The 9,801-nt window shown below is 67.0% G+C and carries 9 protein-coding genes; 2 read left to right on the forward strand and 7 right to left on the reverse strand.

Translation table 11 applies throughout. From position 1 onward, the window contains the following. The first annotated feature begins 203 nt into the window (after nucleotides 1-203). On the forward strand, nucleotides 204-1,232 hold the full coding sequence (locus MUN85_RS11625; RefSeq protein WP_250506844.1) for a BadF/BadG/BcrA/BcrD ATPase family protein: 1,029 nt from the start codon (nucleotides 204-206) through the stop codon (nucleotides 1,230-1,232). On the opposite strand, the gene MUN85_RS11630 is transcribed toward MUN85_RS11625, so the two are convergent. From MUN85_RS11630 to MUN85_RS11660, 7 genes are read right to left on the reverse strand one after another with little or no spacing between them, the layout of a single operon-like run. Next, nucleotides 1,184-2,077, reverse strand: a complete 894-nt coding sequence (locus tag MUN85_RS11630) for a MurR/RpiR family transcriptional regulator (protein ID WP_250506845.1) — start codon at nucleotides 2,075-2,077, stop codon at nucleotides 1,184-1,186. The genes MUN85_RS11625 and MUN85_RS11630 overlap by 49 nt on opposite strands. 4 nt (nucleotides 2,078-2,081) lie before the next feature. Further along, nucleotides 2,082-3,023 carry an N-acetylmuramic acid 6-phosphate etherase gene (locus MUN85_RS11635; RefSeq protein WP_250506846.1) on the reverse strand — a complete coding sequence of 314 codons (942 nt, stop codon included), beginning with the start codon at nucleotides 3,021-3,023 and terminating at the stop codon, nucleotides 2,082-2,084. Then, nucleotides 3,020-4,207, reverse strand: a complete 1,188-nt coding sequence (locus MUN85_RS11640) for an anhydro-N-acetylmuramic acid kinase (protein WP_250506847.1) — start codon at nucleotides 4,205-4,207, stop codon at nucleotides 3,020-3,022. The genes MUN85_RS11635 and MUN85_RS11640 overlap by 4 nt, the downstream gene beginning before the upstream one ends. Before the next feature lie 5 nt (nucleotides 4,208-4,212). Further along, a complete protein-coding gene (locus MUN85_RS11645; protein WP_250506848.1) occupies nucleotides 4,213-5,646 on the reverse strand; it encodes a glycoside hydrolase family 3 N-terminal domain-containing protein in 1,434 nt (477 codons plus the stop codon). Further along, nucleotides 5,643-6,479 carry a carbohydrate ABC transporter permease gene (locus tag MUN85_RS11650; RefSeq protein WP_250506849.1) on the reverse strand — a complete coding sequence of 279 codons (837 nt, stop codon included), beginning with the start codon at nucleotides 6,477-6,479 and terminating at the stop codon, nucleotides 5,643-5,645. Before MUN85_RS11650 ends, MUN85_RS11645 begins: the two co-directional genes overlap by 4 nt. Continuing rightward, complete coding sequence (locus MUN85_RS11655) at nucleotides 6,476-7,375, reverse strand: carbohydrate ABC transporter permease (protein ID WP_250506850.1); 900 nt, start codon at nucleotides 7,373-7,375, stop codon at nucleotides 6,476-6,478. The genes MUN85_RS11650 and MUN85_RS11655 overlap by 4 nt, the downstream gene beginning before the upstream one ends. 26 nt (nucleotides 7,376-7,401) lie before the next feature. After that, entirely contained in the window at nucleotides 7,402-8,556 is a 1,155-nt protein-coding gene (locus MUN85_RS11660) for a sugar ABC transporter substrate-binding protein (protein WP_250506851.1), read from the reverse strand. A 332-nt stretch (nucleotides 8,557-8,888) separates the two neighbouring features. Between MUN85_RS11660 and MUN85_RS11665 the strand changes: the two genes are divergently transcribed. Further along, complete coding sequence (locus MUN85_RS11665) at nucleotides 8,889-9,617, forward strand: class I SAM-dependent methyltransferase (protein WP_250506852.1); 729 nt, start codon at nucleotides 8,889-8,891, stop codon at nucleotides 9,615-9,617. Nucleotides 9,618-9,801: the final 184 nt, after the last annotated feature.

The raw sequence follows: 9,801 nt of genomic DNA on the forward strand, positions 1-9,801 counted from the left end.
CGCGGAGTGAAACGGGAACTCGCCCCGGTCGTCTTTCCCCTCAGTCAGACGGCCTATCCATGCGACGGAGCCAATGTCCATGTCATTCATCAGCTCCTGGTGACTTAGATACTGCAAGCCCAACCTGAAAAGAGCCTGAGACGGGGGCCAGAAGACGCTGTCAGTTTTGCGGGGGCGTCCGGGGCGCGGCATACGATGAGGACATGACTTTCGCGATCATTGGCGATATCGGCGGCACCTCCATGAAACTCGCATTGCTCGATGCGTCGGGGGCGATCCGTGCTCGCCACGACGGGCCGGGAGCAAACCTCCGCTCGGCGATCACGCCCGCGGAGTTTGCTGCGGCGCTCGGTGCCGGGATTGACGCGCTGCTGGCGGGCGAGGACGCCGCCGCGGTGGAGCTGGTTTACCTCGCCGTGACGGGTGCCGGCGGGGCGGGCCGGGCGAAGGTGCAGGAGGCGGCCGAGGCGGGGCTTGCGCGCAGCGTCCTGGCTCGCGGCGCGGGAGGCGCTGGCGGCGACGGCGCGGCTGCGGGGACGGTCCCGCTGATGCTGACGGACGATATTGCGGCGGCGTTCCTCGCCAACGAGGCGGGGCACACCACCGGGGTGCTGGCGCTTGCGGGCACGGGTGCGATCCAGGCGGCGATATGCGATTCGCAGCTCGTGCGGCGCACCGACGGGCTGGGGTGGGTGCTCGGCGATGTGGGCTCCGGGACGTGGCTCGGCCAGCAGGTGCTGCGGGCGGTTGCGGCGGACCTGGATGGCACTGGTGAGGCAACCGAGCTGACGCCGCGGCTGCTGGCGATGCTCGAGATTGCGGCCGATACGCAGGCGCTCATTGCGAGCATCGATTCGCTGCCGCCAGCCAGCTGGGGGCGCTTCGCCCGCATCTGGAGCGAGGTCCTCGCGGCAGACACGGGCGGCGAGGATGGCGTTGCGGGGCGGATCCTCCACCAGGCTTCGGACCGCATTGCGCGCGGGATTACGCTGTGCGCACGGGAGCTACGGGAGCGCGGGGTGGTGGGGCTGCTCCCCCTCGTGTGGGCCGGTGGCGTCGCGACGCGGTGCGCGCCCCTGCGTGCCGCGGTCATCGAGCGCGTCGAGCGCGGCGGCGGCGAAGGCCCTGGGCGCGGCGGTATCGGCAGCGTCGAGCTGATTGAGGTAGCCGCGCGCGAGCCGCTCTACGGGGTCGCGGGTTTGGCGGCCGCGGAGTTGCGTCGGCGCGACTGAATCGCGTCAAAGGTGAGTTCGAGGGCCCGCTGGGATTCGTCGAGGGTCTGCTGCGCGGCGGCGATGAAGAGGCAGTCGACGACCGTCAGCTGCGCCAGGCGCGAGCCCGTCGCCCCGGCGCGGAAGGACGTCTCGTAGGCGGCGGTGAACAGCACGTCGTCGGCCAGTCGCGCGAGCTCCGAGGAGCGATCGTTCGTCACGGCAAGGACGCCGCAGCCGCGCTCGCGGGCGATGTGGGCGACGTCGAGGACCTCCGGGGTCGCACCCGAGTGGGAGAAGCCGATGACAAGGTCGCCGGGGCGCAGCAGCGCGGCCATGGTGAGCGCGGTGTGGATCTCGCCCGGGCTGTGCGCGGGCAGCGAGATACGCAGGAGTTTTTGGTGCAGATCGCTCGCGACGATGTGGGAGGCGCCGACGCCGAAGATGAGGATGCGGCGGGCGCTCACAAGGCGTTCGGTGACGCGCGCGAGGACGTCGAGATCGATGGAGCGCGCGGTGGAGGCGACGGATTCCGTATCGAGGTAGGCGATTTTTTTGACGACGGAGGCCAGGTCGTCGTCGGCGGAGATGTCCGAGGAGGCCTCGTCCTCGCGGGAGGCGTAGGAGCGGATCGCCCAGTTGGCCGCGAGGGCGGAGCGGAAGGCGCCGAAGGAGTCGTAGCCCGCCATGCGCGCCAGGCGCGTCAGAGTGGAGGGCGCGACGGAGGTGGCGGCGGCGACCTCGTTGATCGTGAGCTTCGGGGCGGAGGCGGGGTTGTCGAGGTAGAAGGTGACGACGCGGTGCAGTTTCGTTGGTAGCGAGGGCAGCATGCCGCGCAATACCGAGGTAACGTCGCTCGTACTCATGTCTCTAACCTAGCGCGGTGAGGGCGCTGCGGATCCCCGACGGGTCCCCCGCGCGATGCGGATCCGGCGGGAAGGCGGCAAGCGCGGCTTTCGCGGCGGTGAGGTCGACGCCGGCGAGGGCCATGACGAGTGCGGGGGCGATGTGCCCGCCGGCTTCGGTGAGGTTGGTGCGGGCTTCCTCGGGGCTGATGCCCGAGGCCTGGACGATCATGCGCACGGTGCGGGCGCGCAGTTTTTCGTTGGTGGCGCGCACGTCGATCATGAGGTTGTCGAAGGTTTTGCCGCAGCGAACCATGAGCGCGGTGGAAAACGTGTTGAGGACGATTTTTTGCGCGGTCGCGGCGTTCATCCGGGTGGAGCCGGTGATGACCTCAGGGCCGGTGTCGGGCAGGATCGCGATATCGGCGAGGGCGGCGAGCTCCGCGGCCGGATTGGAGGCGAGCAGGATCGTCGTCGCGCCGCGCGAGCGGGCCCCGGAAAGGGCGCCCGCTACGAACGGGGTGCGGCCCGAGGCGGTAACTCCGAACATGAGATCGGTGGGCACGAGGCTCGAGCCGAGCTCCTCACCCGCGGCGCGATCGTCTTCGGCGCCCTCGACGGCGTGCATCATCGCGGCCGCCCCGCCCGCGAGGTGGGCCCGCACGCGGTCCTCGCCGACACCGTAGGTGGGCAGGAGTTCGACGGCGTCCAGGACGGCGAGACGCCCGGAGGTGCCGGCGCCGGCGTAGTGGATGACGCCGCCCGCGACCCAGCTGATGAGGGCGGCCTCGACGGCGGCGCTGAGCTGGGCGGATTGGGCGGCGACGGCGCGGTGGATGGTGGCGTTGGCGTCAATGAGGCGGCTCACGAGCTCGCCGGTGGCGAGGCGATCGATGCCGAGGGTGGACTCGTTGCGCTGTTCAGTGGGCACGTCATGGCCGATGAGGTAGTCGAACTGTGGGGTCATGACGGGTCCTTCCGGTGGGTGAGGATGAGCGGGGTGGGCCAGGCGGCCGCAAAGACCGGGGGCGGGGCAGCAAGCAGCGCGGCGAGCGCGCCCGCGTCAGCCGTGGGTGGGAGCGCAATGGCGCCCGGCACCGCGGGGCGGGTGGCACCCGTGTCGGTGACGGTGGCCGGCAGGCCGGCTAGCGCCGCGAAGCCGAGGACGGCCATGAGGACGGCCTCCTTCAGGTCCGCGCTGATGCCAAGCTCGCCCATGGGGCGAATATCGAGGCCCGCTGCGGTGAGCGCGGCCAGCAGGCTCGCATTGTGCGCTCCCCCGCCCGCGATATAGGTGCGCGTCGCCCCGGCCGCGAGGCAGGCCTCGGCAATCGTGCGCGCGGTCAGCGCCGTCAGGGTCGCGACGATATCGGGATCGGGGCCGCCGCCGGATGGGGTGAGGCCGGCGCGCGCCAGGGTGGCCTCGGCCCACTGAAGCGTGAAGTACTCCCGCCCGGTGGACTTCGGCGGCGCGGCCGCGAAGTAGGGATCGGCGAGCAGCTCGGCGAGCGCGCCCTCGTGCACGGTGCCGCGGGCGGCGATGGCGCCCCCATCGTCGAAATTGAGCTGTCCGCCGCTCGTCGCGCTCAGGTAGGCGTCGATGAGGCAGTTGCCGGGGCCGGTATCGAAGGCCGTGACGCCCACGCTCGTGATCGCGGTGAGGTTCGCGAGGCCGCCGATGTTCACGAGCGCGACGGGCGCGAGGTGCTGGGCGAGCATAACGTCGAGCAGCGGCGCGAAGGGCGCACCCGCGCCGCCGAGCGCGATGTCGTTATCGCGCACGTTGTGGATGACGGGCAGGCCGGTGGCGGCGGCGACACAGGCTGCATCCCCCACCTGCAGGGAGGCGATCGTGCGACCCTCCCGCACGAGGTGGTTCAGGGTTTGGCCGTGCAGGCAGATGGCGTCGGCGCTCGCGACCGCGAGGATGTCCCGCGCGAGATCGGCGTGCGCGTTGCCGATCCGGGCGTGCAGCTCGGCGATGTCGTTGGCGGTGGTTCGGCTCGGGTCTTGCGCGCGCACGATCGCCTCGCGCAGCTCGCTCGGATAGGCGCGCAGCTCGCTGGCACCCACGCTCGCGGCAAGGCTCGTGCCGGTGATGGTGAAGTCGAGCAGGGCCGCGTCGATCCCGTCGGCGCTTGTGCCGCTCATCATGCCTAGGATCCGCACGTTGCCTCCCCGCGCAGCAGGAGATCGGCAGCGGCGAGGTGCGCGCGCGAGACACCCTGGATGGCAAGGACGTGGCGGGCCTCGGGTGCAGCGGCCGCCAGCCCCGTGTGCAGGACGAGGGCGTCGCTCCGCTCGGCGAGCGCCGCGTCGAGCCGGTCGCGTTCGGCGGCGTCGGTCGCGGGATTGCGCGTGATGATGATGAGGTCGCGGTCTGCGGGAACGGCTGCGAGCTCGAGGTGGATGCGGGCATCGCGGCTCGCGGCGAAGTCGGCGATCGCGGGCGCCGTCGTCGCTGCCGCATAGGCCGGTCGGCTGCGTACGTCGAGCAGGTCGAATGCGGCGGTGCGCACCACGTCTCCGGTGGCCCGGGCATGCGCCACCACGCACGAGGTCCCAAATTCGAGCGCGGCTGCCTCATCGAAGCGGGCTCGGGTGGCGGGCCGCCGCAGCGTCGCGATGCGCGCGGCGCGCTGCGCGAGCCCGGCCCGGTCGATCGCGCCGTCGGCGAGCGCCGCCTGAACGGCCTCGTAGCCGCGGGTGAAGATCTCGTGTTCGCGCGGCGGCGCGCCCAGGCAGAGCAGGTCGGCGCCGGCCACGAGCGCCCGATAGGCGCGACTCGCGATTGGCGTCAGCCCGCGCTCGGTGAGCGCCGGGTCCTCCCCCGCGCCCGCCATATCGAGGGCGTCGGTCAGGATCGGCCCGGCAAAACCGAGCGAGCGGATGAGCTCGTAGGCCCAGGGCGACAGGCTCGCCACTCCCTCGCCGAACGCTGGCACCTCGATGTGCCCCGTCATGATGGCGTCGGCGCTTCCCGCGAGCGCCGCAAACGGCGCGAGGTGCGTGGCCTCAATGGCCTCGCGATCGCCCAGCACGCGCGGCGTCGCGGCGTGCGAATCGGTGCGTGTATCGCCGTGGCCGGGAAAGTGTTTCAAGCAGCTTGCTCGGCCGCGCTCGGCGAGTCCGGCGATGGTTTCGGCCCCCGCCCGGGTGACGGTTTCGGGATCGGAACCGAAGGATCGCACCCCGACGGCGGGGTTCGCGGCCTCGGTTGCCACGTCGACGACGGGTGCGAGGTTGAGGTCGATGTCGCAGGCGGCCAGCAGGTCACCGAGGTATCGCCCGCGCTCGCGCGCCTGCGCCACCCCGGTCGCGCACGCATTGGGCAAGGCGGAGCCGTCTTCGGCCTGCAGCCGCGTAACGTCGCCGCCCTCCTCGTCGATCGCGACAATGATGTGGGGTTGGCGTTGGCGTAGATGGTCGACGAGGCGCTCGGTCTCCCGCAGCCCGCCAACGGTGTTCGTGGCGAACAGGCACACGGCTCCGAGCCCACGATCCAGCGCGTCCGTGAACCACCGCGGCCATGGCTCGGGTGGCACGGCGGCCATAAGGACGCCGAGGATATCGCGATCGCAGTTCGTCATCCCTTCGTCGCTCCCGTCATGAGTCCGGAGGACAGTTTCGACTGGATGATGAGGAAGAAGATCAGCACCGGCAGCGTGATGAGGGTGGAGGCCGCCATGATCGGACCCCAGTCATTCGTGTTCTGCCCGAAGAAGGTTCGCAGCCCTACCCCGACGGTGTACTTCGCGGAGTCCGACATGAAGGTCAGGGCGAAGATGAACTCATTCCACGCGGTAATGAACGCGAAGATCGAGGTCGAGACGAGGCCCGGGGCGACGAGCGGAAAGAGTACCCGCCAAAACATCTGCCACCAGGAACAGCCATCGAGGTAGGCGGCTTCTTCGAGTTCCTTGGGCACGGCCGCGACGAAGCCGCGCAGCGTCCACACGGCAAACGGCAGGGAGAACGCCAGATAGACGAGGATTAGCCCGTAGTAGGTATTGAGCATGCCAAGAGTTTTGGCCTGCAAGAACAGCGGGATGACGAGCGCTTCGAGCGGAATCATCTGGACGATGAGGATCATGATGAGCATCGATTTGCGCAGCGAGAAGTTAAACCGCGCGACCGCCACGGACGCAAAGAGCGCCACGGCCCCGGAGATCAGCACGGTCGCAACGGCCACGATGATCGAGTTTTGTAAGAAGGTGGTGAACCCGCCGCGGGTAAGGACCGTATGGAAGTGATCGAAGGTTAGCCCGGAGGGTAGGACGTGTGCGCCGCGGGCATTGGGCCGAGTATCGAGCGCGGTGGAGATCATCCAGTAGGCCGGAAACAGGCTGTAGATGAGCAGCGCAATAATCGCGACGATCTTGCCGATGGAGCGGATCGGGTGGGAGGAGCGAATCGAACTCATTGCAGCGAGTCATCCTCCTTAAACAGGGTGCGCATATAGATCACGGTGATGACGAGCAGAATCAGCGTCAGCAGCACCGCGATCGCGGCACCGAAGCCGTAGCGGCCTTGGCCAAAGGACTCGACGTAGGACCACACGCCCAGGTTGTAGACGTCCTTATTGGCGCCATCGCCGCCCGGCATGAGATAGATCTGATTGAAGACCTTGAAGTCCCAAATGGTTGACAGGATCGCGCACACCGCAAAGACGGGCTTAAGCATCGGCACGGTGATGCGCCAAAACCGCTGCCAGGAGGTCGCGCCATCGATCTCGGCGGCCTCGTAGAGTTCCTTCGGCACGGACATCAGTCCGGCAAGGACGGTGATCGCGATGAAGGGGAAGCCGTGGTAGACGACGTTGGCCGCCGCGATCATGAAGAACGTGATGCGTCCGGTGAACCAGTTGATTGATCCGGCGTCGATGAGACCGACCTGGGATAGGAAGGTCGAGACGAGGCCGTTGAGCGGTTCGAACAGCCAGACGAAGACGTAGGTGCCGGTGACGGACGGGATAGCCCAGGCGACCATGATCGCCATCGCGCATACCGTCCGCCATAGCGGCGAGAGGTTATTCAGGAGCAGGGCAACGATGGTCCCGAGGATCATCGTTAAGACAACACAGACCAGAGCGAAGACGACGGTATTCGGGAGCACGGTCGTCCAGATGAAGGAGTCGCCGAGGATCGCCTTGTAGTTGGCGAGTCCGACGTAGTTGGTCTCGCCCTTCAGCAGTTGCTTCAGTCCGTAGTCCTGCAGCGAGAGGTTGACGACCCGGATGATCGGCCAGAACAGTAGGACTGCAAAGACCGTGAGCATCGGGGCGAGCAACAGCCACGGGAGCCATCGTTGCCGAGTCATGGGAGCCTTCCTTGATGGGGAGGGTACTACTTGCGTTGCAGGGTCGAGTTCATGGCCTCGGCCGCGGTCTTGGCCGCATCCTCGGCACTTGCCTTACCGGTCAGGACCGACTGCAGCAACGTCGGGATGATCTGTTCACCTTCGACCGCGCCCCAGTTCGGGGTGACGGGAACCGAGTCGCCGCCGTCCTTCATTTGGGTGGCAAAGACCTTGACGAGTTCGTCATCGCTTCCCAGGTATTCGTCGAGGAGCTTGGCGTCCCCGGGGAAGAAGTTGGACTCTTCGGCCCACTGCTGGGCGAGTTCACCGGTGGACATGAGCTTGATGAGCTCCCAGGCGAGATCCTTATTCTCGGAGTCCTCGAACATCGCGAGGTGTGAGCCTCCGACGAACGACTTGGCGATGCCGCCGTCCTTGGAGGGAATCGGGAAGGCGCCGACCTTTTCTAGGAAGTCGGGGCTTTCCTGCTTGATCGTGGCCGGCACCCAGGAACCGGAGATGATCATGCCGATCTTGCCGTCCTGGAACTGAGCGAGCGAGTCAGTTTCCTTCCACGTCGCCGCAGCCGGGGTGGAAGCACCCTTCTCGAGCGCAAGGTCCGTGTAGTACTTGATGCCTTCGATCGCCTCGGGTGAATCGAGTGCGGAGGTGAAGGTGCCATCGGATTCGGTGGCCAGTTCACCGCCCGCTCCCCAGATGAAGGGGATGAACCCGTACTGCGAGCCACCCGCGATGGGGAACGGGATGACGCCGTCGAGCTCCTTCAGCTTGGCGATAGCGTCATCAAGCTCGGCCCAGGAGGTCGGGGCCTTGTCGATGCCCGCCTGCTCGAAGAGTTCCTTGTTGTACAGGAAGCTGCGGATCCCCGCGTACCACGGCATGCCGTAGAGCTTGTCGTCGAGCGTTCCCGCGGTCACGAGCCCTTCGACGAGGTCGAGGTTTTCACCCTCGACGCGTTCGGTGAGATCGGCCAGCGCCCCAAGGTCTGCGAACTCGGGGGTCCACGTTGTGCCTACCTCGGCGACATCGGGGGCAGTGCCGCCCGCGATGGAGGTGACGAATTTGTCGTGGGCGCCGGCCCACGGCTGGAGCTGGACGTTGAGGTCGGCCCCGGTCTTTTCCTTGAACTTCTCTGTCAGCTTCGTGATGTAGGCATCAGAGGAGGCGTTCGTGCCTTCCATGATCCACAGGGTCAGGGTTTTGCCTTCGCCGTCGCCCGGACCGACGCTACCGCCGGTATCCGAGCCACCCCCGCCCAATGAACATGCCGCTAGCGATACCGCACATAGCGCGGCAGCTGCGCCTTTGAGTATTGACCGACGCTTCATGTTGTGTCCCTTCGTATGCACCATTGCCCGGAGCTTTGTCGTCGTTACCAACTGAACGAGAAAACGAATCTATTTCGATTTCCACGTCCTTGCTATCGAACTTATCACCATTGATCACCAGCCGCTACCCCCTCGAAGCAATCGAGGTCTAGTGAGAATGGTTCCCATGTGGGTAGAGTCGGTCCATGAACGATGACGCTTACACTCCCAATGCCGAGTGGTATGCCGCGCTGACCGCCGCCTGGATGCCCGAGACCACGACAGCATTGCGCGACCTACTTCCACCGCTATCGAATAGTTGCGCGATCGACATTGCCTCCGGCATCGGCTCGCAGACCCCGACCCTGAGAGAGTTAGGCGCCGACCGCATATACGCGGTCGAGCCGTCGGCCGCCATGCGGGTGGGACTCATGACAACGGTCGCGAGCGATCCCGACCTGCTTCGGCACACCACGATCGTTCCGCTGCCCTTCCCGGCGGCACTCCCGCACCTACCGGATACTTGGCGCGCGGCAATCATGCTTAACGCTATTGGCCACCTGAGCGACGAGGATCGGCTCGCCCTGTGGCACGCAGCCGCCGCACGACTAGAGCCCGGCGGACGCCTCATCATTTCCGTGCAGCCACCCGAAGACGTCACCACGATCGACTGGACGGACTTCGGCACGGTGAAGGTCGGCACTCACCGCCTGCACACTCGCGGCCGAGCCGATCCACTCGATCACCAGCACGTCGAGTGGACCATAGAATGGACCCTGCTCGATGCGGACAGCGAGCCACTTGAGACGCGGCGCGCTCACCACGCCTGGCGCGTCGTCACGCAAGCAGAACTGAGGCGCGAAGCTATCGCAGCAGGACTACAGCCCGTCGAGCACACCTCGGCCCCTTCTTATCTTGCCTTCGAGCGGCCATAGTTCTTCGAGGGACTGTCAGATAAACGGTGTGTGGGTCCGGCCTGATCCGAAAGGAGATGGCCGTGACTGACACGACCGATGCCGTCATCGCTAATGACGAGATGATTGATCCCGTGACCGGAGAGATCATCAATCAGAAAGACCTCGCCGAGCGCCTGCTGGCGGAGGCGAAGGAGCAGGGCGT

The sequence above is a fragment of the Bowdeniella massiliensis genome (assembly GCF_023634005.1).
GTDB lineage: Bacteria > Actinomycetota > Actinomycetes > Actinomycetales > Actinomycetaceae > Bowdeniella > Bowdeniella massiliensis.

Coding starts and splice junctions, on each gene's coding strand:
- MUN85_RS11660 (WP_250506851.1), bottom strand. CDS start 8,556: ATGGAAGGCACGAACGCCTCCTCTGATGCCTACATCACGAAGCTGACA.
- MUN85_RS11645 (WP_250506848.1), bottom strand. CDS start 5,646: ATGACGAACTGCGATCGCGATATCCTCGGCGTCCTTATGGCCGCCGTG.
- MUN85_RS11635 (WP_250506846.1), bottom strand. CDS start 3,023: ATGACCCCACAGTTCGACTACCTCATCGGCCATGACGTGCCCACTGAA.
- MUN85_RS11630 (WP_250506845.1), bottom strand. CDS start 2,077: ATGAGTACGAGCGACGTTACCTCGGTATTGCGCGGCATGCTGCCCTCG.
- MUN85_RS11655 (WP_250506850.1), bottom strand. CDS start 7,375: ATGACTCGGCAACGATGGCTCCCGTGGCTGTTGCTCGCCCCGATGCTC.
- MUN85_RS11665 (WP_250506852.1), top strand. CDS start 8,889: ATGAACGATGACGCTTACACTCCCAATGCCGAGTGGTATGCCGCGCTG.
- MUN85_RS11640 (WP_250506847.1), bottom strand. CDS start 4,207: ATGAGCGGCACAAGCGCCGACGGGATCGACGCGGCCCTGCTCGACTTC.
- MUN85_RS11650 (WP_250506849.1), bottom strand. CDS start 6,479: ATGAGTTCGATTCGCTCCTCCCACCCGATCCGCTCCATCGGCAAGATC.
- MUN85_RS11625 (WP_250506844.1), top strand. CDS start 204: ATGACTTTCGCGATCATTGGCGATATCGGCGGCACCTCCATGAAACTC.